The organism is Xanthomonas bonasiae (genome assembly GCF_014836395.1).
GTDB classification, from domain to species: domain Bacteria; phylum Pseudomonadota; class Gammaproteobacteria; order Xanthomonadales; family Xanthomonadaceae; genus Xanthomonas_A; species Xanthomonas_A bonasiae.
The window spans coordinates 244552-269788 of record NZ_JACSQX010000003.1; the positions used below are offsets into that span (position 1 = coordinate 244552).

Sequence of the window (25237 nt, forward strand, 5' to 3'; positions counted from 1 at the left end):
CTTACACGCCCTTGTGGATCACGCCGTAGAACACCATCAATGCCGTCACCGCGATCCACACGATCGTCAGCGGAATGAACACCTTCCAGCCCAGGCGCATGATCTGGTCGTAGCGGTAGCGCGGGAAGCTGGCGCGGAACCAGATGTAGGCGCTGGCGAAGAACAACACCTTCATCAGCAGCCACGGCCAGCCGCCGGTCCAGATCCAGTTGACCCACGGCGAGATGTCCGCCGTGACCCAGCCCTGGATCGGGCTCAGCCAGCCGCCCAGGAAGAAGATCGAGACCAGGAAGCTGACCAGGATCATGCTGGCGTATTCGGCCAGGAAGAACAGCGCGAACGCGCCGCCCGAATATTCGACCATGTGTCCGGCGACGATTTCCGACTCGCCCTCGACCACGTCGAACGGCGCGCGGTTGGTCTCGGCCACGCCGGACACCCAGTACACGATGAACAGCGGGAACAGCGGCACCAGGAACCAGTCGAAGAAGCCGGAGTTGCCGGCCTGCGCCGCCACGATCGTGCTCAGGTTGAGGCTGCCGGCGGCGATCATCACCCCGACCAGGGCGAAGCCCATCGCGATCTCGTAGCTGACCACCTGCGCGGCCGAGCGCATCGCGCCCAGGAACGCGTACTTGGAGTTGGACGCCCAGCCGGCCAGGATGATGCCGTACACGCCCAGCGAGGTCATCGCCAGCAGGTACAGCAGGCCGGCGTTGGCGTTGGACAGCACCAGCTTGGCGTCGAACGGCACCACCGCCCACGCCGCGAACGCCGGCGCCAGGGTGATCAGCGGCGCGATCACGAACATCGCCTTGTGCGAGCTGCTGGGCTGGATGATTTCCTTGAACAGCAGCTTGAACACGTCGGCGAAGGCCTGGAAGATGCCCATGCCCACGTACATCGGTCCGTGGCGCACGTGCATCCAGCCGATCAGCTTGCGCTCCCAGACCACGTAGAACGCCACCGAGATGATCACCGGCATGGCGATCAGCAGGATTTTCAGCACGATCCACAGGACCACGCCGATCGCGCCCAGGCCGACGAACCACTGGTGCAGCGGATCGACCACGTTCAACAGCATCTCGTTCATGCAGCCACCACCGTTACCCGGCCGGCACCGATCGGCGCCGTCGCACCATGGCCGGATTCGATCCAGGCCACCCCTGCCGCGACCCGCGGATCCAGCACCACCGGCAGCGTCGCGTTGCCGACGGCGTTGCCGACCTTGACCACCTGCCCGGCGGCCACGCCCAGTTGCGCGGCATGCTCGGGATGCAGGCGGATCGCCGGCGCGTCGTTGAGCGGATGCGCCTGCAGCGCGGGCGCACGGCGCACCACCGCATCGGTGCGGTAGATCGCCGGCGTCGCCGCCACTTCGATGCCCTCGCCCGCCGCCGCGCCCTGCGCCGAACCGCGCAGGCTCACGCTGCGCGGCTGCACGCCGGCACGCAGGCCGGCCAGGTCGGTGAAGTCGAAGCCGGCCAGCTGCAGTTCGCCGCCGAGCGCACGCAGCACCCGCCAGCCTTCGCGCGCCTGGTCCGGCAGCTTGCCGGCGGCACGCGCCAGCTGCTCGACGCCGTCCAGGTTGGTCAGCGTCGCGTCGATTTCCGGCAGCGCGCCGATCGGCAGGATCACATCGGCGACATCGCGGGTGGAGGCGCAGGCGAACTGGCTGAACGCCACCACCTTGGCCGCGCCCAGCGCGGCGCGCGCGGCGCCGGCATCGGCGAAGTCCAGGCCCGGCTCGATGCCGTAGAGCACATAGGCGCTGCGCGGCTCGGCGAACATGCCGGCCACGTCGCGCGCGCTCGGCAGCACGCCGAGCTTGGCCAGGCCCACCGCATTGGCGCCCTGCGGCACGCGGCACAGCGCCGCGCCGGTGGCAGCGGCGAAGTCGCGCGCGGCGGCGCGCAGCGCGGCGGCCTGCGGATGGTTCTCGACCAGCGCGCCGACGATCAGCACCGCACGCCCGGCGGCGCCCTGCACCGCCTCGCGCAGCGCCGCATCGGCGAGCGCGGCGGCGAAACCGGACGGGGCCACGATCTGCTTGCCGGCCTGGTCGAAGGCGAAATCGAAATCGACCGGGTTGATCGAGTACACGCGCGCCTGGCGCTGCATCCGCGCCTTGCGGATGCGGGCGTGCAGCAGCGGCAGCTCATGCCGCAGGTTGCTGCCCAGCACCACGATCACGTCGGCCTGCTCGATCTGCGCCAGCGGCACCGCGAACGGCTCGGCCACGGCGGCATCGGAGAAATCGCGGTTGCCGATGCGGTGGTCCAGGTTGCCGCTACCCAGGCCGTCGGCCAGGCGCGCCAGCAAGGCGCCTTCCTCGTTGGAGGTGGCCGGGTGCGCGAGCACGCCCAGCGCATCGCCGCGGTTGCTGTTCAGGATGTCGGCGGCGGCGGCCAGGCCATCGGCCCAGGACACTTCCTGCCACTGCCCGTCGATCTTGCGCAGCGGCCGGGTGGCGCGGTCGGCCGCGTACAGGCCCTGGTGCGAATAGCGGTCGCGGTCGGACAGCCAGCACTCGTTGACCGCCTCGTTGTCGCGCGGCACGGTGCGCAGCACTTCGCCGCGGCGCACGTGCAGGAACAGGTTGGAACCCATCGCGTCGTGATAGCCGAGCGATTCGCGCGCGGTCAGTTCCCAGGGACGCGCGCGGAACTGGAACACCTTGTTGGTCAGCGCGCCGACCGGGCACACGTCGATGACGTTGCCGGACAGCTCGGTGGTCAGCGGCTTGCCGTCGTAGGTGCCGATCTGCAGGTTCTCGCCGCGGTACATGCCGCCCAGCTCGTAGGTGCCGGCGATGTCCGCGGTGAAGCGCACGCAGCGCGTGCACTGGATGCAGCGGGTCATCTCGGTGGCGACCAGCGGACCGATGTCCTCGTCGGCCACCACGCGCTTGCGCTCGTTGAAGCGGCTGACCGAACGGCCGTAGCCGAGCGACACGTCCTGCAGCTCGCACTCGCCGCCCTGATCGCAGATCGGGCAATCCAGCGGGTGGTTGATCAGCAGGAATTCCATCACGCTGCGCTGGTACTTGAGCGCCTTCTCGCTGCGCGTGGCGACCTTCATGCCGTCCATCACCGGCGTCGCGCAGGCCGGCGACGGCTTCGGCGACTTCTCCACATCGACCAGGCACATGCGGCAGTTGGCCGCGATCGGCAGCTTCTCGTGGTAGCAGAAGCGCGGGATCGGAATGCCGGCCTTGTCGGCCGCCTGGATGATCATCGAGCCCTTGGGCACGACCAGGGACTGGCCGTCGATCTCGACGGTCACATGTCCCTCCGGCACCACGGCCGGGGTCACGCCAGGATTGTTGGGTTGCGCGCTCATGCGGCGGCTGCCTCCACCTTCTTGCCGTCAACCATCGAATGACCGTTGACGATGTAGTACTCGAATTCGTCCCAGAACTGGCGCAGGAAGCCCTGGATGGGCCATGCCGCCGCTTCACCGAACGCGCAGATGGTGTGGCCTTCGATCTGGCCGGCCACCGTCCTCAACTGGTGCAGGTCTTCCATCGTGGCCTTGCCGGCGACGATGCGCTCGAGCACGCGGTGCATCCAGCCGGTGCCCTCGCGGCACGGGGTGCACTGGCCGCAGGATTCCTTGTGGAAGAACTGCGAGATGCGGCAGGCGAACTTGACACAGCACACGCTGTCGTCGAGCACCACGATGGCGCCCGAGCCCAGTCCGGTGCCCAGTGCGCGCAGGGTGTCGTAGTCCATCTGCAGGCCCTTGAGCTGCTCGGCCTTCAGCACCGGCATCGACACGCCGCCCGGCACCGCGCCCTTCAGCGTGCGGCCCGGCTTGAGGCCGCCGGCCATCTCCAGCAGTTCGTCGAAGGTGGTGCCCAGCGGCACCTCGAAGTTGCCGCCCTTCTGCACGCAGCCGGACACCGAGAAGATCTTCGGCCCGCCGTTCTTGGTCTTGCTCAGGCCCAGGAACCATTCCGGCCCATTGCGGATGATCGCCGGCACCGAAGCGTAGGTCTCGGTGTTGTTGATCGTCGACGGCTTGCCGTACAGGCCGAAGTTGGCCGGGAACGGCGGCTTGTAGCGCGGCTGGCCCTTCTTGCCTTCCAGCGACTCCATCAGCGCGGTCTCTTCGCCGCAGATGTAGGCGCCGGCGCCGAGCGCGCCGTAGATATCGATGTCCACGCCGCTGCCGAGCACGTTCTTGCCCAGCCAGCCGTTGGAATAGGCGTCCGCCAGGGCCTGCTCGAAGTGCTCGAACGGCTCGTGGTGGAACTCGCCGCGCAGGTAGTTGTAGCCGACCGTGCTGCCGGTGGCGTAGCAGGCGATGGCCATGCCCTCCACCACCGAATGCGGGTTGTAGCGCAGGATGTCGCGGTCCTTGCAGGTGCCCGGCTCGGACTCGTCCGAGTTGCACAGGATGTATTTCTGCGGCGCGCCCTTGGGCATGAACGACCACTTCAGGCCGGTCGGGAAGCCGGCGCCGCCGCGGCCGCGCAGGTTCGACTGCTTGACCATCTCGATCACCTGCTCCGGCGCGATCTTCTCTTCGAGGATCTTGCGCAGGGCGGCGTAGCCACCGGTCTTCAGGTAGCTCTCGTACGACCACGGGGTGTCGTAGTGCAGCGTGGTGTACACCACCTGGTGCGGCAGCGGCGCAGGGCCGACCGGACCGGTGGGAGCGTGGGGATGCTGTGCCATTGCCGTTACTCCAACCCGTCCAGCAGCGCGTCGACCTTGTCCTTGGTCAAGTGCTCGTGATAGTGGCCGTTGATCACCATCATCGGCGCGCCGGCGCAGCCGGCAAGGCATTCTTCTTCGCGCTTGAGGTAGACGCGGCCATCGGCGGTGGACTGGCCCAGCTTGCAGCCGAGCTTCTTCTCCGCATGCGCGACCAGGTCCTCGGCGCCGTTGAGCCAGCAGCTGATGTTGGTGCAGAAGGCGACGTTGTTGCGGCCGACCTTCTCGGTCTCGAACATCGAGTAGAAGCTGGCGACCTCGTAGGCCCACACCGGCGGCAGCTCCAGGTACTTGGCCACGCCGACGATCAGCTCGTCGGTCAGCCAGCCCTGGTTCTGCTCCTGCGCGGCGTGCAGGCCCTGCAGCACCGCCGAACGCTTGCGGTCCGGCGGGAACTTGGCCAGCCAGTGATCGATGTGCGCGCGCGTCTTGTCGCTCAGCACCAGCATCGGATCGACGTCGCGCGCCGCCTCGAAATTACCTGTCGCCTTCATCGGTCGACCTCACCAAACACCAGATCATAGGTACCAATCATCGCCACCACGTCGGCCAGCATGTGCCCGCGCACGATCGCGTCCATCGAGGACAGATGGGCGAAGCCCGGCGCGCGCAGGTGCACGCGGAACGGCTTGTTGGCGCCATCGGACGCCAGGTAGCAGCCGAACTCGCCCTTCGGCGCCTCGACCGCGCAATAGGTCTCGCCGGCCGGCACGCAATAGCCTTCGCTGAACAGCTTGAAGTGATGGATCAAGGCTTCCATGTCGTCCTTCATTTCCGCCCGCTTGGGCGGGGCGACCTTGAAGTTCTCGACCATCACCGGGCCCGGATTGGCCTTCAGCCACTTCACGCACTGCTGGATGATGCGGTTGGATTCGCGCATCTCGGCCACGCGCACCAGGTAGCGGTCGTAGCAGTCGCCGTTGGTGCCGACCGGGATGTCGAAATCCACCGCGTCGTACTTGGCGTAGGGCTGCTTCTTGCGCAGGTCCCACTCGATGCCCGAGCCGCGCAGCATCACCCCGGTCATGCTCCAGCCGTAGGCCTGCTCCGGCGTGACCACGCCGATGCCGACGGTGCGCTGCTTCCAGATGCGGTTGTCGGTGAGCAGGGTCTCGTATTCGTCGACCCGGCCCGGGAAGGTGTTGGTGAAGTCTTCCAGGAAGTCGAGCAGCGAGCCTTCGCGCGCGGCGTTGAGCCGCTTCAGCGCATTGCCCTTGTGCCAGCGCGATTCCTTGTACTTGGGCATGCGGTCCGGCAGGTCGCGATAGACGCCGCCGGGCCGGTAGTAGGTCGCGTGCATGCGCGCGCCGGAGACCGCCTCGTAGCAGTCCATCAGCTCTTCGCGCTCGCGGAACGCGTACAGCATCACCGCCATCGCGCCCAGATCCAGGCCGTTGGAGCCGACCCACATCAGGTGGTTTAGGATGCGGGTGATCTCGTCGAACATGGTGCGGATGTACTGCGCGCGCTCCGGCGCCTCGATCCCCATCAGGGTCTCGATCGCGCGCACATAGGCGTGTTCGTTGCACATCATCGACACGTAGTCGAGGCGGTCCATGTAGCCGATCGACTGGTTGAACGGCTTGGATTCGGCCAGCTTCTCGGTGCCACGGTGCAGCAGGCCGATATGCGGATCGGCGCGGACCACGGTCTCGCCGTCCATTTCCAGGATCAGGCGCAGCACGCCATGCGCGGCCGGATGCTGCGGGCCGAAGTTCATGGTGTAGTTGCGGATCTCCTGCCTGGCTTCGGCGGGATTGCTGGCGAAGGCGTCGTGCGCCTGGTGGTACTCGCTCACTTGGCGGGCTCCTTGAATGCTTCGCCCGCGGCGGTCTGGTAGCGCGCATCGTCGCGGATCACGCGCGGCACGCCGACGCGCGGCTCGACCGAGGTCACCGGCTCGTAGACCACGCGCTGCTTCTCTTCGTCGTAGCGCACTTCGACGTTGCCGATCAGCGGGAAATCCTTGCGGAACGGATGACCGACGAAACCGTAGTCGGTGAGGATGCGGCGCAGGTCCGGGTGGCCGGCGAAGACCACGCCGAACAGGTCGAACGCCTCGCGCTCGAACCAGTTCGCGCCCGGCCAGATGTCGGTGACCGAGGCCACCACCGGCAGGTCCTCGTTCGGCGCATAGCAGCGCACGCGCAGGCGCTGGTTGTGGCGATAGGAGATCAGTTGCGCGAGCACCGCATAACGCTGCTGCGGCACCGGCAGCGGCTGGATGTCGCCGGCGGTCTCGCCGCTGGGGAACTCGCCCCAGGCGAAACGGCCCATGCCCTTGCCTTCGACGCCGCGGCTGAAGCCCTGCGACGACACGTCGGCGGTATCCCACTCGTCGCTGCCGTAGCCCAGGTAGTCCACGCCGCACAGGTCGGACAACTGTTCGAAACCGAACTCGTCGCGCAGCGCCAGGCAGGTGGCGTGCCAGGCGTCGGCCGGCACTTCCAGGGTGACTTCGCCACGCGGGAGGACCACGAACACCTGGCTGCCGGGGAAACGGGCGCCGAGTCGGTCGCTAAAGGAAGATGCTTGCTCTGCCATGGGGGCTTGGCGTGCTCTTAAGAAGTAAGAGGAATCAGCGCGCGATGGTCTGGGTTCGCCAGATCTTCTTCTGCAGCTGCAAGATGCCGTAGACCAGCGCTTCGGCGGTCGGCGGGCAGCCCGGGACGTAGATGTCCACCGGCACGATGCGGTCGCAGCCGCGCACCACCGAATACGAATAGTGGTAGTAGCCGCCGCCGTTGGCGCAGCTGCCCATCGAGATCACCCACTTCGGGTCCGGCATCTGGTCGTAGACCTTGCGCAGCGCCGGGGCCATCTTGTTGACCAGGGTGCCGGCGACGATCATCACGTCGGACTGGCGCGGCGACGGGCGGAACACCACGCCGTAGCGGTCCAGGTCCAGGCGCGCGGCGCCGGCGTGCATCATCTCCACCGCGCAGCAGGCCAGACCGAAGGTCATCGGCCACATCGAGCCGGTGCGCGCCCAGTTCAGCAGCGCATCGACGCTGGTGGTCACGTAGCCCTTCTCGAGCAACGGGTTCTCGCCTTCGGGACGCAGGATGTCGTCCACCCGCCCTTCCGGGATCGGGTTGGTCATCAGGCGATCCAGGGTCTGAATCACTCCCATTCCAGCGCTCCCTTCTTCCACACGTAGATAAAACCGAGGAACAGCATGCCGACGAACAGGCCCATGGTGACCAGGGAGCGAGCGCCCAGGTCCATGAACACCTGCGTCCACGGCACGATGAAGATGATTTCCAGATCGAAGACGATGAACTGGATCGCGATCAGGTAGTAGCGCACGTCGAACTTCATGCGCGCGTCCTCGAAGGCCTCGAAGCCGCACTCGTAGGGCGAGAGCTTCTTCGCGTCGGGACGCCGGGGACCGAGGAACCGCCCCACCAGCATCAGCGCGACGCCGATTCCGGTGGCCACGATCAGAAACAGTAGGGTGGGCAAATATTCGGCCAGCACTCGCAATTCTCTCTTGCCTGTGCCCGCGCGCGTGCCGCGCAGGCATGGGATAGACGATCTTCCGGCAAGAACATGACGTTCCTGCCCAGAAACCGTAGCCAAACAATGGTGCCCAAGAGGGGACTCGAACCCCTACGACCTAAGTCGCTACCACCTCAAGGTAGTGCGTCTACCAATTCCGCCACCTGGGCTTGCGTATCGCGCGCAGCATCCCGCCGCGCAACATATTGTAACCGTCTTCAGTCTTTCTGCGATGGGGCAGGCGACTTTTGTTGTGCATTTTCCGGCGCCTGCTGCGCGGGCACCGCAGCGGCAGGTGCGGCGGCGGCCGGCGCGGTCGAGGCCGGGGCCTGCGGGATCTGCAGCTCGCCGGCCGGCGCCGCCGGCGACGGGGTCGCGGCCTGCGACATCACGCCGAGGTTGGCCTCCGCGGCCGGGCGCGCGCTGTGGCCGGCATACCAGGCCATGAACAGGCTGATGCCGAAGAACACCACCGCCAGCCACTTGGTCGACTTGGACAGGAAGTTGGACGCGCCGCGCGATCCGAACACGGTGCCGGACGCACCCGCGCCGAAGCCCGACCCCGCCGCCGCGCCGGAACCGCGCTGCATCAGGATCAGCGCGATCATCGCGATCGCCACCAGCACGTAGACCACATTGAGGATGACCATCAGCATTTCGAAATCCGTCCGGACAGTTGCGACTTGAGTAGCGAGCGGCCGCCAGCACGGCGACCGTTCGGTTAACGGGCGGCCGCCGCTCGCGCGATGGCCAGGAAATCCTGGGCGACCAGCGAAGCGCCGCCGACCAGCCCGCCATCGACGTCCGGCTGCGCGAACAGCTCGGCGGCGTTGTCGGGCTTGACGCTGCCCCCATACAGGAGCGGCAGCGAATCAGCGATTCTAGCATCGTGGGCGGCGACTTCGCCACGGATGAAGGCGTGTACCGCCTGCGCCTGGGCCGGGCTGGCGGTGCGCCCGGTGCCGATCGCCCACACCGGCTCGTAGGCGACCACGGCCTGGGCGAAGCCCTGCGCGCCGACCAGCGCCAGCACCGGCGCCAGCTGCGCGGCGATGACCGATTCAGTCTGGCCGGCCTCGCGCTGCTCCAGGGTCTCGCCCACGCACAGGATCGGGATCAGCCCGGCATGCAGCGCCGCGGCGAACTTGCGCGCGACCAGCTCGCTGTTCTCGTGATGGTACTGGCGCCGCTCCGAATGTCCGACCAGGCCGTACTCGGCCCCGACATCGACCAGCATCGCCGCCGACACCTCGCCGGTGTAGGCGCCCTTCTCGTTGCTGCTCACGTCCTGCGCGCCGAAGCGCAACGCATGGTCCTCGAAATCCTCGATCAGGTCGCCCAGGTAAGGCAGCGGCGGCAGGATCACCACCTCCACGCCGTCGGCGGGCAGGCCCGCGGCCACCTCATGCACCAGCGCGGTGGCGAAATGGCGATTGCCGTGCAGCTTCCAGTTTCCGGCTACGATCTTGCGTCGCATCGGCGCGTTCTCTCGCGAAAAAGTGCCGAAAGGATAGCCGATGCGCGGTGAGGCCCGGCGCCGCCGCCGCGCTTCGCCGCGTCCGCTGCCGCCCTGCCCCATCCTCTGCCGCCTCTGCGAGACCGCCATGCCCCAGCCTTCCGGCCATGCCCTGATCACCGGCGCCTCCAGCGGCATCGGCCGCGAGATCGCCCGCGAATACGCGCGTCGCGGCGTGCCGTTGATCCTCAGCGCGCGGCGCGAGGCGCTGCTGCAGGCGCTGGCCGAAGAATTGCGCGCGCAGGTGCCGGTGCAGATCGTGGTCGCCGACTTGGCCGACCCGGCGGCACCGGCCGCGCTGGTGGCCGAACTGGAACGGCGCGGCCTGACGGTGCGGATCCTGGTCAACAACGCCGGCTACGGCGTGCCGGGACGCTTCCCCGACAGCGACTGGGCTACCCACGCCGCGTTCCTGCAGGTGATGGTCGGCGCGGTCTGCGAGCTGACCTGGCGCCTGCTGCCGGCGCTGCGCGCCAGCGGCCACGGCCGCATCCTCAACGTCGCCTCGTTCGCCGCGCTGGTGCCCGGCGCCGACGGGCAGACCCTGTACGCGGCGGCGAAGAGCTTCATGCTGCGCTTCAGCGAATCGCTGGCGCTGGAAAATGCCGACCGCGGCGTCAACGTCTGCGCGCTGTGCCCGGGTTTCACCTGGTCCGAATTCCACGACGTGACCGGCACCCGCGAACAGATGGACAAGCTGCCGCGCTGGGCCTGGCTGCAGACCGCCGCGGTCGCGCGCGCCGGCATCGACGGCGCCGAGCGCGGCCACGTGCGGGTGGTGCCGGGCGCGTTCTACCGCGCGCTGCTGGGCCTGGTCGCATTGCTGCCGAACGCGCTGCTGCTGAAAGCGATGCGGCGCGGCTCGCAGCGGATCAGGCCGTTGTAAGGCGGGGATTGGGGATTCGGGATTGGGGATTCGCAAAGCCGGGGCGTGCACCGCGGACGCAAACGCCAGCGCGGGAATCCGCTCTTGCGAATCCCCAATCCCGAACCCCCAATCCCGGCTTCAAATCAGCTTGATCTCGCGCAACCGCTCCTCCAGATACCCCTGCGCGGTGATCGGCTCTGGATAGCGACTGGGGTTGTCGGCGCTGATGCACGAGGGCAGCACGTCGATGACGAAATCCGGGTTCGGGTGCAGGAAGAACGGCACCGAGTAGCGCGGCTGCCGCGCCTGTTCGCCCGGCGGGTTGACCACGCGGTGGGTGGTCGAGGGATACACGTGGTTGGTCAGGCGCTGCAGCATGTCGCCGATGTTGACCACGATGGTGTCGGCGTCGGAGGTGAACGGCACCCACTCGCCCTGCTTGGACTTCACTTCCAGGCCGGCGGCGCTGGCGCCGACCAGCAGGGTGATCAGGTTGATGTCCTCGTGCGCGCCGGCACGCACGTTGGGGATGTCGTCGGCGGTGATCGGCGGGTAGTGGATCGGGCGCAGGATCGCGTTGCCCGAATCGGTCTTGTCGGCGAAGTAGTGCTCGGGCAGGCCGATATGCAGCGCCAGCGCCGCGAGCACGCGCGCGCCGAGCTGGTCCAGCGCCTGGTACAGGCCGTAGCCATGCTCGCGGAAGCCCGGCACTTCGCTCGGCCACAGGTTCGGCAGCATGACGTCGCGATACTTGGAATCCTCGCCGATCTCGCGGCCGATGTGCCAGAACTCCTTCAGGTCGAAGTGCTTGGAGTCCTTGGCGGTCTCCACGCCGAACGCGGTATAGCCGCGCGCGCCACCGCTGCCGGGCACGTGGTACTTGCGCTTGACCTCCTCCGGCAAGGCGAAGAACGCCTTGAACACGCCATAGGCCGCATCGATCTGCGCCTGCGCGATGCCATGGTTGCGGATGCCGGCGAAGCCCCACTCGCGGTAGGCCGCGCCCAGTTCGGCGACGAAGGCGTCGCGGTCGGTGTCGAAGCGGGTGATGTCCAGGGTCGGGATGCGCGCAGTCATGGCGGGAACCGTAGTCGTGAAAGGGAAAGACGCCGCGATCAGATCAGCAGGCGGTACAGCAGGTAGAAGGTGGCCGCCTTGGCGACGACCACCGCGATGCCGATGGCGATCGACTCACGCCGCGTCACGGACCGCCTCGGCGAGTTTTTCCAGGGTGTCGCGCATCAACGCGGCATCGTCGGCCTCGACCGTGACCCGCACCACCGGCTCGGTGCCGGACGGACGCAGGAACGCGCGCCCGCGCCCCTGCACCGCCGCCTGCGCCGCGGCCAGCGCGGCCTGCACGCTGGCCGCCTCGGCCGGGCGCGCGCCTTGCTGCAGGCGCACGTTGACGGTCTGCTGCGGCACCTTGCGCAGGCCCTGCAGCGCCTGGCGCAGGCCCTGCCGCGAGCGCTTGAGCACCTCCAGCACCTGCAGCGCACTGACGATGGCGTCGCCGGTGGTGGCGCGGTCCAGGCACAGCATGTGCCCGGACGTCTCGCCGCCGAGCACGCCGCCGTGCTCGACCAGCGCCTGGTGCACGTAGCGGTCGCCGACCTTGACCCGTAGGAACGGCAACTGCAGCGCGGCCAGGGCCTGTTCCAGGCCGTAATTGGTCATCAGCGTGCCGACCACCGGCCCGCGCAGGCGGCCGCTGGCCTGCCAGCCGCAGGCCAGCACGTACAGCAGGTCGTCGCCGTCGACCGGGTTGCCCTGGTCGTCGGCCATCAGCACCCGGTCGCCGTCGCCGTCGAAGGCGATGCCCAACTGCGCGCCATGCTGGCGCACGTTGCTGGCGAGGTTGTCGATGTGCATCGAGCCGACCCCGGCGTTGATGTTGAGCCCGTCCGGCGCGGCGCCGATCGCGATCACCTCGGCGCCCAGCTCGCGGAACAGCAGCGGCGCGATGTGGTAGGTCGCGCCGTGCGCGCAGTCCAGCACCACCTTCAGCCCGCGCAGGTCGAAACCGCGCGGCACGCTGGCCTTGCAGAACTCGATATAGCGGCCGATCGCGTCGCGCGCGCGCATCGCCTTGCCCAGGCGCTCGGACTCCACCGTGGCGAACGGCGCGTCGAGCGCCGCTTCGATCGCGCTCTCGGTGGCGTCGTCGAGCTTCTCGCCCTCGGCGGAAAAGAACTTGATGCCGTTGTCGTAGTGCGGATTGTGCGAGGCGCTGATCACGATGCCGGCATCGGCGCCGAGCGTGCGGGTCAGGAACGCCACCGCCGGCGTGGGCATCGGCCCGAGCAACTGCACGTCGGCCCCGGCGGCGACCAGCCCGGCCTCCAGCGCCGATTCGAACATGTAGCCGGAAATGCGCGTGTCCTTGCCGATCACCACCGTCGGCCGCGCAGTGCCGGCGCTGCCGGCGCCGAGCACGCGGCCCAGTGCATTGCCCAGGCGCATCACGAAATCGGCGGAAATGGCGCCCTGCCCGACCCGGCCGCGGATGCCGTCGGTGCCGAAGTACTTGCGAGTGCTCATGCGGCTGGGAATGGGGAATAGGGAATCGGGAATGGGGCAAAGCCCGGGAATTGCGCCGGCCCGACGAAGCGCGCGCTCGATGCGCAATCCATCCGCCGCGCGGCACCACGATTCCCGATTCCCGATTCCCGATTCCCGGCCTTCATGCCACCACCTCGGTCTTCGCCGGGGCCGGCTGGCGCATCATCATCGCCAGCAGTTCGGACAGGCGGTCGCGCAGTTCGCGGCGGTCGCAGATCTGGTCGATGGCGCCGTGCTCGAGCAGGAACTCCGAGCGCTGGAAGCCTTCCGGCAGGGTCTCGCGCACGGTCTGCTCGATCACCCGCGGGCCGGCGAAGCCGATCAGCGCGTGCGGCTCGGCGATGTTGATGTCGCCGAGCATGGCGAAGCTGGCCGAGACGCCGCCGGTGGTCGGATGGGTCAGCACCGACACGTACGGCAGGCCGGCTTCGCGCAGGCGGCCGAGCGCGGCCGAGGTCTTGGCCATCTGCATCAGCGACAACAGGCCTTCCTGCATGCGCGCGCCGCCGCTGGCGGAGAAGCACACGAACGGCGCGCCGATCTGCAGCGCGGTCTCCGCGGCCAGCGCGAAACGCTCGCCGACCACCGAGCCCATCGAGCCGCCCATGAAGGCGAAATCGAACGAGGCGGCGACCAGCGGCTGCGCCTTGAGCAGGCCCTGCATCGCGATCAGCGCGTCGTACTCGCCGGTGCTCTTCTGCGAGATCTTGATGCGTTCGCTGTACTTCTTCTGGTCCTTGAACTTCAAAGCGTCGGTCGGCCCAAGGCGCGCGCCGATCTCGGTCGGCGTGGTGTCCGGATCGAACAGCGAAGCCAGGCGCGCGCGCGCGCGGATCGCCATGTGGTGGCCGCATTTCGGGCACACCTCCAAGTTTTCCTCCAGCTCCGGCCGGTACAGCACGGCGCTGCAGTTGGGGCACTTCTCCCACAGGCCTTCGGGAACGCTGCGCTTCTTGCTGGGCGTGCTATCGGTGCGGATGCCGGAGGGCATCAATTTGCTGAGCCAACTCATGCGGAATGACGATCCAGTCGCGCGGCCCACCAGGCCGCCAAGGGGCGACAGTCTAGCGCGCCGCCAGATATCGCGCCGCAACGAGGTCATGCGGGCCGCCGCGCCGCGCCGGTTGATGCGCCGCAACATCCCTGCCCCGTTGCCGGCGCGCAATCGGGTCGCATGGCAAGCGGGGGCTTGCCTCCCCGCTCCCGGCGGGGCGGGCGGGCACGGCCTGCGCGCCAATGGCGCGCGTGCCGTGAAGCGCCCGCGCTGTTGGCGCGGGCCGGGCGCAACGCCGAAGATACGGGCGAAGCCGCGCAGCCTGCCCCTCGCCTCCAGAAAATCCGCAGCCGAGCCGCTACCGCAGACGCCTGCCGACCTTGCCGCCGGACGGCACCGACCGCCCGCGGATACGAGCCCTCACTCCTCGTCCAGTGCCTGCCGCAGCGGCGCCAGGAACGCCAGCGCGCGTTCGCGCACCGCCTCCTGGGTCGTCGCCTCGGCCAGCGCCGCGACCAGCGCGCTGCCGACCACCACGCCGTCGGCGTCCACCGCCATGGCCCTGGCGCTGGCCGCATCCTTGATCCCGAACCCGGCCACCACCGGCACCGGCGAACGCGCGCGCAGCTCGCGCAGGCGGTCGCCGGCGGCGCGGGTATCGAGATGATCGGCACCGGTCACGCCGGCGAAGCTGACGTAGTACAGGTAGCCGCGCGCCGCATCGCACAACAGGCCGATACGCGCGTCGCTGGTGGTCGGCGAGGCCAGCACGATCAGGTCCAGGCCGGCGGCGGCGAAGATCGCCAGGGTCTCGGCCGACTCTTCCGGCGGCAGGTCGACCAGCAGCACGCCGTCCACGCCGGCCGCCACCGCCTCCTCGGCGAAACGCGCCGTGCCGTGGATCTCGACCGGATTGAGGTAGCCCATCAGCACCACCGGCGTGGCCGCGTCGTCGCGGCGGAACGCGCTGACCGTTTCCAGCACATAGGCCAGGCCGGCGCCGCGCGCCAAGGCGCGTTCGGAACTGCGCTGGATGGTCGGGCCGTCGGCCATCGGATCGGAAAACGGCACGCCCAGTTCGATCACGTCGGCACCGGCCTCGACCAGCGCGTGCATCGCCGGCAGCGTCGCCTCCAGCGACGGATCGCCGGCGGTGACGAACGGGATCAGCGCCTTGCGCCCGGCCTGGCGCAGCGCATCGAAGCGCGTGGCGATGCGGTTCGCGGCGAGGCTCATGCGCAGCCCTCGACCAGTTGCACGGCGTCCCAGCTTCCCCAGTACATCGATGTCACGTTGCCTTCTCCGGTGTCGTAGCGGACCGCGAGCCCGTGTTGCGGGTCGCGCCAAGTCAGATAACGATCCTTGCCGTCGTCGCCAGGTTCGCTCACAGCACCATGCCTTCGCGCGCGGCGATGGTGTGCACGTCCTTGTCGCCGCGGCCGGACAGGTTGCACAGCACCAGCGCGTCCTTGGGCAGCTCGCGCGCCAGCTTGATCGACTGCGCCACCGCGTGGCTGGATTCCAGCGCGGCCAGGATGCCCTCGGTATGCGCCAGCAGGTGGAACGCGGCCAGCGCCTCGTCGTCGGTGATGCCCTGGTAGACCGCGCGGCCGCTGTCGGACAGGAACGCGTGCTCGGGGCCGACGCCCGGGTAGTCCAGGCCGGCGGAGACCGAATGGGTCTCGATGATCTGGCCGTCGTCGTCGCAGATCACGTAGGTGCGGTTGCCGTGCAGCACGCCGGGGCGGCCGGCGGCGATCGAGGCGGCGTGGCGGCCGGTGGCGATGCCGTCGCCGGCGGCTTCGGCGCCGTAGATCTTCACCCCCGGATCGTTGAGGAAGGCGTGGAACAGGCCGATGGCGTTGCTGCCGCCGCCGACGCAGGCGCTGATCGCGTCCGGCAGGCGGCCGTAGTCTTCCAGCATCTGCGCGCGCGCCTCGCGGCCGACGATGGCGTTGAAGTCGCGCACCATGCGCGGGTACGGATCCGGGCCGGCGACGGTGCCGATGATGTAGAAGGTGTCCTGCACGTTGGTCACCCAGTCGCGCATCGCCTCGTTCAGCGCGTCCTTGAGCGTGGCCGAGCCGGAGGTCACCGGCACCACCCGCGCGCCCAGCAACTGCATCCGGTAGACGTTGATCTTCTGCCGCTCGATGTCGGTGGCGCCCATGTACACCACGCACTCCAGGCCCAGCCGCGCGGCCACCGTGGCGCTGGCCACGCCGTGCTGGCCGGCGCCGGTCTCGGCGATGATGCGGGTCTTGCCCATGCGGCTGGCCAGCAGCGCCTGGCCGATGGTGTTGTTGATCTTGTGCGCGCCGGTGTGGTTCAGGTCCTCGCGCTTGAGCAGGATCTGCGCGCCGCCGACTTCGCGGCTGAGCCGCTCGGCGTGGTAGATCGGGCTGGGCCGGCCGACGTAGTGCTTCAGGTCCTTGTCGTACTCGGCGATGAAGGCCGGGTCCTGGCGCGCCTGGTCGTAGGCCGCGGCCAGCTCCTGCAGCGGCCCGATCAGGGTCTCGGCGACGAAGCGGCCGCCGTAGCGGCCGAAATGGCCGTTGGCGTCGGGATAGGCATGGAAGTCGCTGATGGGGACGGAGGACATGGCGATCACGGCAAGTAGGACAGGCCTGCACTTTAGCGCACACGTCGCCCGGCAAAAACCGATAAAGTCTGAGCATACCCGTCAGGAAATCTCACATGTCCAGTCTGCGCCGCCTGCCCTCGCTGAACGCCCTGCGCGCGTTCGAGGCCGCCGCGCGGCTGCGCAGCGTCGGCGGCGCGGCGGCCGAACTGCACGTCACCCACGGCGCGGTCAGCCGCCAGATCCGGCTGCTGGAGGAGGAACTGGGGCTGGCGCTGCTGCAGCGCGAGGGCCGCGGCATCCGCCCGACCGCGGCCGGCGAGCGGCTGCGCGACGCGGCCGGCGGCGCCTTTGCCCAGTTGCAGGACGCGGTGGCGGAACTGCGCCGGCCGGCACGGCCCAGCGCCCTGGTGCTCGGGTGCCCGGGCAGCATCCTGGCGCGCTGGATGATTCCGCGGCTGCAGGCGCTGCAGCGCGACCTGCCCGCGCTGACCCTGCACCTGTCCGCGCACGAAGGCGAGTTCGGTGCCGACCTGGACGGGCTGGACGCGGCGCTGCTGCTCGGCCAGGCGCCATGGCCGGAGAGCTGGCAGGTGCACGTGCTGGCGCCGGAGCGGATCGGCCCGGTGCTCAGCCCGGCGCTGCCGCAGGCGCAGACGCTGGCGGCCGGCCCGCCCGCGGCGCTGCTGCAGCAACCGCTGCTGCACACCGCATCGCGCCCGCAGGCGTGGCCGTCCTGGGCGCAGGCGCATGGCGTGGACCCCGCCGCGCTGCGCTACGGCACCGGTTTCGAACACCTGTACTACCTGCTCGAAGCGGCGCTGGCCGGCATCGGCGTGGCGATCGCGCCGCAGCCGCTGGTCGCCGACGACCTGGCCAACGGGCGCCTGCTGGCGCCGTGGGGCTTCGCCGAGACCGGCGGCGAGTGGGCGCTGTGCACGCGCCGGGAAACGCAGGACCCGCGGGTGCAGGCGCTGGCGCGCTGGCTGGCTGGCGAGTTGCGGCTGGGCGGCGGATAAGCGCCTTCTTTCGCCTGGTTGCCGGCGGCCCGCGTTGCGGAGACGCTACCGGAAACGCGAAGCCGCGACGGCCTAGCGAGCGACGCGTTGTCGGATGTCTGTCGCGGCTGAAGCCGCTCCTACAGGGGCTCGCCGACTGGCGAAAGACATCGGCCGCTGTGCGCGGCCGACGCTAGCGCCTCAGCCGGCCGGGGTCGGCGCGGCCAGGCGCTGCTGCAGCTCGTCGCGCAACCGCGCCAGCTCGACCTCGGCCGCACGCCGTTGCTGCATGCCGTCGCGGTGGATCTCGCGCACCTCTTCCACCGTGGCGATCAGTTGCTCGTGCACGTGGCGCAGCGTGTCCATGTCGATCACCGCGCGCTGGTTGGCGCGTGCGGTGTCCACCGAGGTCTGCCGCATCAGCTCGGCGTTGCGCCGCATGATGTCGTTGGTGGCGTCGTCGATGGCGTTGGACAGGGCCGCCGCGTTCTGCTGCTCGCTCAGCGACAGCTGGATCGCGAACTGGCGCTTCCACGACGGGATGGTGATGTCGCGCACCGTGTTGAACTTCTCGATCAACTGCAATGCGTTGGCCTGGATCAGGCGGATCATCGGCAGCGCCTGGTCGGCCGCATGCTGCATCACCTGCAGGTCGCCGACGCGCTTGTCGAGCAGGCGGATGGCGGTGTCGATCTCGGCGCGCTGGCCGCGCGCCTGCGGATCGTCCTGCCCCGCCAGCGCCAGATGCTGCTGCAGTTCGGCCAGCCGCAGCTTGCCGGCAGCGACGTGCAGGCCCAGCTCGCGGCGTTCGGCCTGCACCATCTGGTGCATGCGGTCGAACTCGCCCACGCGCTGGCTCAGATTCGCCTGCTGCGCGCCGACATCGCGCAGCAACTGCTCGATCTGGCGGTTGGTGTCGCTGAACTTCTGCACCAACTCGCCCTTGGAGGCGCGCAGCCGGTCGATCAGGCCGCCGATCAGCGGCACCCGCGAGCGTTCGCCGAGCTGGTCCAGCTTCAGCGCGCGGGCGATCCGCACCACCTCGCCGAGCTTGTCGCCGGTGGCTTCGAGATCGCGGTTGCGCACCTGATCCAGCAACTGGCTGGAAAACGCGGCGGTATGCGCGGCGACCTCGCTGCCGAACAGGTGCAGGCTGCCCGGGGCCAGGTCGCGCAGCCCTTGCGCCAGGGCGACGATCTGCTCGCGGTCGTCGGCCACCAGGCCCAGGGCCTTGAGCTCGGCCGCGTCGGGTGTGGCCGGCGCAGCCTGCGGCAGCAGCGGATTTTCCTGGGTCATCGTGCTTCTCTCCTTCGATAGCGGGACGCGGCGGCTCGGGCGCAGGCTTAGCGCAGTCTAGCCCGCATCGCCTGGACTTCGGCCAGGATGCGCTGCTGCGCCTGCGCGGCGCGGGTGGCGTGGGCCGCGCCATGCGCCGCCTGCACCGCCGACTCGGCCTGGCGCCATGCCGGCAGCAGCACCTCGCGGATATGCCGATAGCGCTGCAGCAGCTCGTTGCCCTGCTGTTGCAGCAGGCGCCACTGCGCGGCCTCCAGTTGCCAGGCGGCGGCGACGCGCTGCAGGTGATCGAGACGCCGGCTCCAGGCTTCGGTCAGCTGCGTGCCGCTGACCGGCACCGGCGCGGCGGCGATCCAGCGTTCGAGCGCGGCGACGCCGGCATCCGCAGCGGCCGCCATCGCGCCATGGTCATCGAGACGCTGCTGCAGTCCGAGCGCCTGCTGGTCGGCGCGCAGCAGCACCACGCCCAACTGCGAACTCAGGGTCTCGGCCTCGGCCTGCGCTTCCAGGTCGCGCCCGAGCAGGCGCCCGAGCACGCCGCTGGCGCGACGGATGCGATGCGGATCGCGCGCCTGCAACGCCTGCTGGATGTGCTCCAGCTCGCGGACCAGCGCAGCGCCGCTATCGGGTGTCGTGTCACGCTGCGCCAGCGTCTGGCCGACGGCGTCCAGCAACGGCGCCGCGTAGCCTGCCGCGGCCTGTGCGTCGCCCATCTCCAGCGGCGAGGCAGGCGGCTGCGGCAGCGCCGGGACGATGTCCGCGCTCACGCCGGACCGGGCTCCGGATCGTCGCCGCGCGCGGCCCCGGCTTCGCCGTAGAAATGCCGCGCCAGCGCTTCGTCGAGTTGGCGTTCGGCCAGCGTGCGCGGGCGGCGCTCGCGCGGCGCGACCGCGGCCGGCGTCGCCGGCTCGCGCAGATAGGCGCGGACCGCCTCGGCCAGGCCCGCCAGCGCCTGCCCGGCCTGGGCGTGGCCTTCGTGCGAGCGCGCCAACGCGTCCAGCAAGGGCTGCAGTTCCGGTGTGGGTGGAGCAACAGGCGGCGGCGCCGAACTGGGTTCGGAAACGGCAGGTGCCGCCGGCGCACGCTCGCGCTCGGCCAGCACCTGCTGCAGCAGCGCCAGCATCTGCTCCCAGCGCTGCTGCGCCGATGCCGGTTCGGCGCGCAGCACCTGCAGGCCGCTGGCGATGTCGGCCAGCTGCGCCACCATGCGTCCGCCGACGTCGGCCTCGTCCGCGCCCATCGCCTTGTTGCGCAGGAAATCGCGCTTGATCTGCTCCCAGCGCGCCAGCTCCTCGGCCCCCATCGTGCCGCGCAGTTCGGCCAGCTTGAGCAGGTTTTCCTCGGCGCCGCTGGTCAGCAATTGCGCCTCGCCCAGGTAGTGGTCGGAGATCAGCTGCTGCAGCTCGGCCTCGTTCATCACCGGCGAGATCTTCTCCGCCAGCTTGTTCATGTTGCGATAGCTGCCCTGCAGCCGGAACGGCGGCTCGCTGCGGTAGCGATCGTCCTGCGCGGCGCTGGCGATGTACTGCTGGTTGACCCGGTAGACCACGTCGCGCACGCGCAGCATGCGCTGCAGGGTGGCGACGATCTCGTTGATCTCCGCGCCGCTGTAGGCGTGGCTCAGGGCATTGGTTGAGATTTCCTTGCCGCGCGCACGCTCGACCAGCAGGTACAGATCGGCCAGCTCGCGGGTGGCCAGCGGCGCCAGCACCGGATTGGAGGTCAGGCTGTTCTCGATGTAGCTGAGCACGAACGCGTCCTCCATGCCGCCGAGCACGTCGCCCAGGTTGTAGACGTCGGCGCGGTTGGCCAGCATGTCCGGAATCTTGAACACCTCGCCGGACTCGGTGTACGGATTGCCGGCCATCACCACGCAGAACTTCTTGCCGCGCATGTCGTAGGTGCGGGTGCGCCCCTTCCACACGCCCTCGATGCGGCGGGTGCCGTCGCACAGCGAAATGAACTTCTGCAGGAATTCCGGATGGGTGTGCTGGATGTCGTCGACATACAGCATGGTGTTGTTGCCCATCTCCAGCGCCAGGTTGAGCTTGAGCAGTTCCTGCCGCGAGGTGGCGTCCGGCGCCTGCGCCGGATCCAGCGAGCGCACCGCATGCCCCAGCGCCGGACCGTTGATCTTCATGAAGACCAGGCCGAGGCGGCTGGCCACGTATTCCATCAGCGTGGTCTTGCCGTAGCCCGGCGGCGAGATCATCAGCAACAGGCCCATCAGGTCGCTGCGCTTGTTCTCGCCGACGGTGCCCATCTGCTTGGCCAGGTTGTCGCCGATCACGCCCAGATAGACCTCGTTGATCAGCTTGTTGCGCACGAACGAGGACAGCGGCCGCGCCTTGAACTCGGACAGGCGCAGCTGCTCGCGTTCGCGCACGATGACCTGTTGGCGCAAGGCCTGGTAGTGGCGGAAGCCCGGCACGAAGCTCTGCTCGTGGCGGTGCAGGCGCGCCAGGAAATCGTCGATGGCGATGGTCAGGCGGCCGCCCTCGATGCGCGGATGTTCGCCGAGCAGGCCCTCCACCGTGGTCATCAGCAGCACCTCGCTGTGCTGGCTGCGCAGCCGCGACGCCAGCAGCGCGATCGCCACCGCTTCCGGCACGTAGCCGGAATAGGCGACGAAGCGCGGATCCTGGCACAGGCCCTGCAGCCAGTGGCTGGCCAGGGCCCAGCCGGCGGCGAGCTGGCCGCGCACGCGCTCCAGCGAGCGCTCGAACTCCTCGCGCAGGCCGGCCTCGCCCAGCCGCGCGTGCAAGGCGTCGAGCAGTTCGCGCGCATGGCGGCTGAGCGGGAAGGTCGGCTCGCCCAGCGCCAGCTCGGCGGCCAGGTAGGCAGCGGCGGCGGCGGCGTGGCCGGCGTCGAACGGCAGCAGGCTGTCGTCGAGGAACCGCTGCAGCGCCTGCTGCATCTCGGCCTGCAGCGCCTGGCGGCCCTCGCCCGCGCCGAACAGGCGGAAGATCGCATCGGCGCCGGCCTGGCGCGCGACCCACGCCGCGACCGCGTCGTCGCGCTGGCGCTCGGCCCAGAACGCCATCGCCAGCGCGCGCGCGGCCGGCGCATGCACCAGCGTGCCGGCTGCCTGATGCAGCGGCAGCAGCGCCTGCAGGATGCGCGTGGCGTCGTGGTCGTGGATGCCGCGCTCGTAGCCTTCGCGATAGCGCGGCGCGGCGAAATCGCGCACGCTGCGGGCCAGCGCGTCGGGCGTGGCCGCCTGTTGCAGCAGGCCAGGCAGGTCGAGTCCGTCGCGGCCGGCCAGCGCGGATTCCAGCAGGCTGCCGGCCAGGTATTCGCCGCGGTACAGGTCCGGCGATTCCGAATCCAGCGTCACCTGCCAGTAGGCGCGCGTCGCGTCGAGCGCGGCGTCGTGCAGCGGCTCCAGATAGTCGGTGCCGGTGAGATGCAGGGCCAGTCCGTCCTCGCGCGGCAACAGGGTCAGATCCAGCGCCTGGGTGTTGACGCTGAAGCGGTGCCGCGGGCCGAGCCGGACCACGTTGCCGCCGGACTCGAACAGCTCGCTGCGGTCGCGCAAGGCGCGTACCGCCTGGTCGCGCACGCCCTTCAGGCGCGCCTCGACATCGTCGGCCTTGACGCTGTCGCGGTAGCCGCGCAGGCGTTCGGCCAGTTCGCGCAGCTTGAGGATCAGCGGATCGCCGGCGAAGAAGGCGTTGAGTTCGTCCGCCGTGGCGAAGCGTTCGGTGCGCCTGGACAGGCCGTCGAGGATGCGCGTGGCGGCATCGAGCAGCGAGCGCGCCTTGCGCTGGCGCTCGTCGAGCAAGGCCTGCTTGTGGCTGTCGAAGGCCTCGATCAGTTCCTCGCGTTTGCTGAGGATGTCGCCGAGGAACTGCTCGTGCTCGCCGAACTGGCTCTCCAGTTCCTCCAGCTGCAGCAGCAGCCGCGACAGCTGCTCGTCGGCGCGCTCGGGATCGGTGGACAAGGACAGCGCGCTGGTGATGGCCTGGCCGAACAGCGCGAACTGCGCCGCGAACTGGGCCACGGTCTCGGACGAGCCCAGGGTCTTGCGCCGCTGCTCGGCGCGCGCGCGCGCCTGGTTGAGCCGCGCATAGACTTCGGACAAGGTTTCGACCACGCGGGTGCGTTCGGTGGCGTCGTCGACCTTGAGCCCGGCCATCAGCTCGGAGAGCAGATCCAGGTCGTTCGACAGCGTCTGCATCGCCTGCAACTGCTCGGACAGCGCGCGCGCGGTGACCGCCGCTTGCGCCGCCGCGTCCAGTTCGGCCAGGCGCGCGTTCAACGGCGCCAGCGCGGTCTCGCTGCCGAGGAAGCGGCCGGTGGCCGCGCCGACCGTCTCGTGCGCCTGCTGCAGCGCCGCGCCCATCGCATCGATCGCCGCGGTATCGATGTAGCGGTATTCGCGGATCGTCAACAGATGCCCGCGCTGGGCGGCGATGGCATTGAGCGGCTCGACGAACTCCTGGATGCCGGTCCAGTTCTCCGGCTGCAACCGCGCCAGCAGCGCCTTGTGCGCGGCGACGGCGTCGGCCATCGCCTGCTCGGACTGCTGGCGGATCGACAGCACCTTCTCGTATTCGTCCAGCACCGCTTCGCCGGTGGCGCTGATGCCGCGCAGCACGCCGCCGAGACCGCCGCAATGCGCGTCGTCCAGCCAGTGGTGGGCGTCGAACAGGCGCCGCGCGTCCTCGACCAGCAACTCGTAACGCTGCACCGAGACCTCGTCGTGCTCGATCGCGCGCGCCAGCCCGAACAGGTTGGAGATGCCGCGCACCAGTTCGGCGTTGCCGATGCGGCCGAGGAAGCTGTTGCCCGGCGCGCGCCTGGCGGCGAATTCGTCGCTGCTGAACGGGGTCTGCCAGACCTGCATCGGATGGATCCGGGTCGGCTCGGTGCCTTCGGCATGGAACAGCACCATGCGCCCGTCCTGCAGCAGCGCATAGCCATGGCCGAACACCGGGTTCTGCAGCGCGCGGCGAATGGTGTTGTAGACGAACAGCGCCGACTTGCCGCCTTCGCGCTCGTAGAAGATGTACAGCACGTCCTCACCGTTGGGCGAGCGGATCGCGCGCTTGAACTGCATGCCGTCCATCGCCGCGTCGAACGCCTTGTGATCGCCGTTCTGCAGGTAATAGCCGCCGGGGAAGATGATGCCGTGGTCCTCGGGCAGCTGCACGCAGGCCTGCACGATGGCGTCGTTGCGCACGATGCGGCCGCTGAGCGTGTTGTAGATCAGCCCGCGCCATTGCGTCTCGCGGTACGGCAGCACCTTGAGCAGGACGAGCGTGCCGACCCGCGCGAAATCGAACTGCGCGTCGTCCAGCGACTGGGTCTTGTCCTCGACCGGCTCGCTGTAGATGCCCTGCCCGGTCTCGGTGTTGTTCTCGACCTTGATGGTCAGGTCGCCGCCGATGGTTTCCACGAACAGGGTGTCGAGGATGTTCAGGTGCGAGTGGCGGCCGTTCACCGCCATCTCGCGGGTGGCGCGGGTCCATTCGAAATCGAACGGCGGCGGCAGCGCGATGTCGCGCTCGCCGCGCGCGTCGATGTAGCTCAGTTCGCCGGCGCTGTCGATCGCCCAGCGGAACACGCGCACGTCGGCGCTGCGCTCGCCGATCTGGAACGACGCCAGCAGCTTGCCGCCGATGACGATCAGCTGCAGCAGCCGCGCGTGCTTGTAGTAGGCGTACAGCTCGCCGAAATCGTGCACGAAGCCGGGCTGGCCGAGGAAACTGCCGGCCAGGTCGATCGGGCTGACGTCGTAGCCGTCGGCGCCCTCGACCAGCCGGTACAGGCCGAACACGTCCTCGATGCGGGTCTGGTTCTTGAGCCCGAGGAACACGTTGTAGCCGAACAGCAGCATGTCCTGGCCGACCTGCACGATGTCGCGGCCGACGCAATTGTTCTCGGTGCGGATACGGAAGCGCCCGACCACCTCGAGCCGGCTGTCGCCGAATTCCTGCAGCCGCTGCGCGTTGAGCGCCTCGACCGCTTCGTGCAGGCGCGCGCCCTGCTCGACCAGGCGCCGGCGCAGCACGTCGTAGGCGCCGCCCTGGGCGACGGCCTGGTCGACCTGGGACGGATTGGCGCCCTCGGGCTGCGGATCGGTCGGGGATTGGGTTGCTGCCATCGTCAACGGCTCCTGCCGGCTTGCATACGGCCGGCGCGCGTCGCCGCGCGCCGGCTTCTCAACGGGGTCCGGCGGCACGCGGCCGCCAGCG

21 protein-coding genes and 1 tRNA gene are annotated in these 25237 nt (G+C 69.3%); 2 read left to right on the forward strand and 20 right to left on the reverse strand.

What is annotated here, in order from left to right:
• Position 1: 1 nt before the first annotated feature.
• From nuoH to tpiA, 11 genes are all read right to left on the reverse strand, one after another.
• On the reverse strand, positions 2–1093 hold the full coding sequence (nuoH, locus tag H9658_RS06020) for an NADH-quinone oxidoreductase subunit NuoH (protein ID WP_191824711.1): 1092 nt from the start codon (positions 1091–1093) through the stop codon (positions 2–4).
• Positions 1090–3342 carry an NADH-quinone oxidoreductase subunit NuoG gene (gene nuoG, locus H9658_RS06025; RefSeq protein WP_191824712.1) on the reverse strand — a complete coding sequence of 751 codons (2253 nt, stop codon included), beginning with the start codon at positions 3340–3342 and terminating at the stop codon, positions 1090–1092. The genes nuoH and nuoG overlap by 4 nt, the downstream gene beginning before the upstream one ends.
• Complete coding sequence (nuoF, locus tag H9658_RS06030) at positions 3339–4682, reverse strand: NADH-quinone oxidoreductase subunit NuoF (RefSeq protein WP_145700758.1); 1344 nt, start codon at positions 4680–4682, stop codon at positions 3339–3341. Before nuoF ends, nuoG begins: the two co-directional genes overlap by 4 nt.
• 5 nt (positions 4683–4687) lie before the next feature.
• On the reverse strand, positions 4688–5215 hold the full coding sequence (gene nuoE / locus H9658_RS06035; protein WP_179563848.1) for an NADH-quinone oxidoreductase subunit NuoE: 528 nt from the start codon (positions 5213–5215) through the stop codon (positions 4688–4690).
• Complete coding sequence (locus tag H9658_RS06040) at positions 5212–6519, reverse strand: NADH-quinone oxidoreductase subunit D (protein WP_145700762.1); 1308 nt, start codon at positions 6517–6519, stop codon at positions 5212–5214. The genes nuoE and H9658_RS06040 overlap by 4 nt, the downstream gene beginning before the upstream one ends.
• Positions 6516–7265 (reverse strand): NADH-quinone oxidoreductase subunit C, encoded by a 750-nt coding sequence (locus tag H9658_RS06045; protein WP_179563847.1) that lies wholly within the window; start codon positions 7263–7265, stop codon positions 6516–6518. The genes H9658_RS06040 and H9658_RS06045 overlap by 4 nt, the downstream gene beginning before the upstream one ends.
• A gap of 34 nt (positions 7266–7299) precedes the next feature.
• A complete protein-coding gene (locus H9658_RS06050; protein WP_003467428.1) occupies positions 7300–7854 on the reverse strand; it encodes a NuoB/complex I 20 kDa subunit family protein in 555 nt (184 codons plus the stop codon).
• Complete coding sequence (locus H9658_RS06055) at positions 7845–8201, reverse strand: NADH-quinone oxidoreductase subunit A (RefSeq protein WP_179563846.1); 357 nt, start codon at positions 8199–8201, stop codon at positions 7845–7847. The genes H9658_RS06050 and H9658_RS06055 overlap by 10 nt, the downstream gene beginning before the upstream one ends.
• A 106-nt stretch (positions 8202–8307) precedes the next feature.
• Positions 8308–8392, reverse strand: a tRNA-Leu gene (locus H9658_RS06060).
• 48 nt (positions 8393–8440) lie between these two features.
• Complete coding sequence (gene secG / locus H9658_RS06065; RefSeq protein WP_179563845.1) at positions 8441–8878, reverse strand: preprotein translocase subunit SecG; 438 nt, start codon at positions 8876–8878, stop codon at positions 8441–8443.
• A 65-nt stretch (positions 8879–8943) separates the two neighbouring features.
• Positions 8944–9699: a triose-phosphate isomerase gene (gene tpiA / locus H9658_RS06070; protein ID WP_179563844.1), complete on the reverse strand. Its 756-nt coding sequence runs from the start codon at positions 9697–9699 to the stop codon at positions 8944–8946.
• 127 nt (positions 9700–9826) lie between these two features.
• Between tpiA and H9658_RS06075 the strand changes: the two genes are divergently transcribed.
• Entirely contained in the window at positions 9827–10624 is a 798-nt protein-coding gene (locus H9658_RS06075) for an SDR family NAD(P)-dependent oxidoreductase (RefSeq protein WP_191824713.1), read from the forward strand.
• Positions 10625–10744: 120 nt separating this feature from the next.
• Here the strand turns inward: H9658_RS06075 and H9658_RS06080 are convergent, their stop codons facing one another.
• The 6 genes from H9658_RS06080 to trpB form a co-directional block, all read right to left on the reverse strand.
• Positions 10745–11683, reverse strand: coding sequence for an isopenicillin N synthase family dioxygenase (locus H9658_RS06080; RefSeq protein ID WP_179563842.1), 939 nt, complete (start codon positions 11681–11683; stop codon positions 10745–10747).
• Positions 11684–11797: 114 nt separating this feature from the next.
• Positions 11798–13147 carry a phosphoglucosamine mutase gene (gene glmM / locus H9658_RS06085; RefSeq protein ID WP_191824714.1) on the reverse strand — a complete coding sequence of 450 codons (1350 nt, stop codon included), beginning with the start codon at positions 13145–13147 and terminating at the stop codon, positions 11798–11800.
• Between the two features lie 142 nt (positions 13148–13289).
• The gene (accD, locus tag H9658_RS06090; protein WP_003467454.1) at positions 13290–14180 is read right to left on the reverse strand and encodes an acetyl-CoA carboxylase, carboxyltransferase subunit beta; all 891 of its coding nucleotides are present in this window, start codon (positions 14178–14180) and stop codon (positions 13290–13292) included.
• Positions 14181–14582: 402 nt separating this feature from the next.
• Positions 14583–15398, reverse strand: coding sequence for a tryptophan synthase subunit alpha (trpA, locus tag H9658_RS06095; protein ID WP_191824715.1), 816 nt, complete (start codon positions 15396–15398; stop codon positions 14583–14585).
• Positions 15395–15550 carry a hypothetical protein gene (locus H9658_RS06100; protein WP_191824854.1) on the reverse strand — a complete coding sequence of 52 codons (156 nt, stop codon included), beginning with the start codon at positions 15548–15550 and terminating at the stop codon, positions 15395–15397. The genes trpA and H9658_RS06100 overlap by 4 nt, the downstream gene beginning before the upstream one ends.
• Positions 15547–16764: a tryptophan synthase subunit beta gene (trpB, locus tag H9658_RS06105; RefSeq protein ID WP_191824716.1), complete on the reverse strand. Its 1218-nt coding sequence runs from the start codon at positions 16762–16764 to the stop codon at positions 15547–15549. Before trpB ends, H9658_RS06100 begins: the two co-directional genes overlap by 4 nt.
• A 95-nt stretch (positions 16765–16859) precedes the next feature.
• On the opposite strand from trpB, the gene H9658_RS06110 reads away from it, so the two are divergent.
• Positions 16860–17762: a LysR family transcriptional regulator gene (locus H9658_RS06110; protein WP_191824717.1), complete on the forward strand. Its 903-nt coding sequence runs from the start codon at positions 16860–16862 to the stop codon at positions 17760–17762.
• Positions 17763–17942: 180 nt separating this feature from the next.
• Here H9658_RS06110 and H9658_RS06115 read toward each other — a convergent pair whose 3' ends face one another.
• From H9658_RS06115 to H9658_RS06125, 3 genes are read right to left on the reverse strand one after another with little or no spacing between them, the layout of a single operon-like run.
• Entirely contained in the window at positions 17943–19037 is a 1095-nt protein-coding gene (locus tag H9658_RS06115) for a toxic anion resistance protein (protein ID WP_191824718.1), read from the reverse strand.
• 47 nt (positions 19038–19084) lie between these two features.
• Positions 19085–19804 carry a hypothetical protein gene (locus H9658_RS06120; protein WP_318241182.1) on the reverse strand — a complete coding sequence of 240 codons (720 nt, stop codon included), beginning with the start codon at positions 19802–19804 and terminating at the stop codon, positions 19085–19087.
• Positions 19801–25146, reverse strand: a complete 5346-nt coding sequence (locus H9658_RS06125; protein WP_191824719.1) for a DNA repair ATPase — start codon at positions 25144–25146, stop codon at positions 19801–19803. The genes H9658_RS06120 and H9658_RS06125 overlap by 4 nt, the downstream gene beginning before the upstream one ends.
• Between the last annotated feature and the right edge of the window lie 91 nt (positions 25147–25237).

Bases quoted from the DNA above. Each gene is read 5' to 3' on its own strand.
- nuoH (WP_191824711.1), bottom strand. From the start codon at position 1,093: ATGAACGAGATGCTGTTGAACGTGGTCGATCCGCTGCACCAGTGGTTC.
- nuoG (WP_191824712.1), bottom strand. From the start codon at position 3,342: ATGAGCGCGCAACCCAACAATCCTGGCGTGACCCCGGCCGTGGTGCCG.
- nuoF (WP_145700758.1), bottom strand. From the start codon at position 4,682: ATGGCACAGCATCCCCACGCTCCCACCGGTCCGGTCGGCCCTGCGCCG.
- nuoE (WP_179563848.1), bottom strand. From the start codon at position 5,215: ATGAAGGCGACAGGTAATTTCGAGGCGGCGCGCGACGTCGATCCGATG.
- H9658_RS06045 (WP_179563847.1), bottom strand. From the start codon at position 7,265: ATGGCAGAGCAAGCATCTTCCTTTAGCGACCGACTCGGCGCCCGTTTC.
- H9658_RS06050 (WP_003467428.1), bottom strand. From the start codon at position 7,854: ATGGGAGTGATTCAGACCCTGGATCGCCTGATGACCAACCCGATCCCG.
- secG (WP_179563845.1), bottom strand. From the start codon at position 8,878: ATGCTGATGGTCATCCTCAATGTGGTCTACGTGCTGGTGGCGATCGCG.
- tpiA (WP_179563844.1), bottom strand. From the start codon at position 9,699: ATGCGACGCAAGATCGTAGCCGGAAACTGGAAGCTGCACGGCAATCGC.
- H9658_RS06075 (WP_191824713.1), top strand. From the start codon at position 9,827: ATGCCCCAGCCTTCCGGCCATGCCCTGATCACCGGCGCCTCCAGCGGC.
- H9658_RS06080 (WP_179563842.1), bottom strand. From the start codon at position 11,683: ATGACTGCGCGCATCCCGACCCTGGACATCACCCGCTTCGACACCGAC.
- glmM (WP_191824714.1), bottom strand. From the start codon at position 13,147: ATGAGCACTCGCAAGTACTTCGGCACCGACGGCATCCGCGGCCGGGTC.
- accD (WP_003467454.1), bottom strand. From the start codon at position 14,180: ATGAGTTGGCTCAGCAAATTGATGCCCTCCGGCATCCGCACCGATAGC.
- trpA (WP_191824715.1), bottom strand. From the start codon at position 15,398: ATGAGCCTCGCCGCGAACCGCATCGCCACGCGCTTCGATGCGCTGCGC.
- trpB (WP_191824716.1), bottom strand. From the start codon at position 16,764: ATGTCCTCCGTCCCCATCAGCGACTTCCATGCCTATCCCGACGCCAAC.
- H9658_RS06110 (WP_191824717.1), top strand. From the start codon at position 16,860: ATGTCCAGTCTGCGCCGCCTGCCCTCGCTGAACGCCCTGCGCGCGTTC.
- H9658_RS06115 (WP_191824718.1), bottom strand. From the start codon at position 19,037: ATGACCCAGGAAAATCCGCTGCTGCCGCAGGCTGCGCCGGCCACACCC.
- H9658_RS06125 (WP_191824719.1), bottom strand. From the start codon at position 25,146: ATGGCAGCAACCCAATCCCCGACCGATCCGCAGCCCGAGGGCGCCAAT.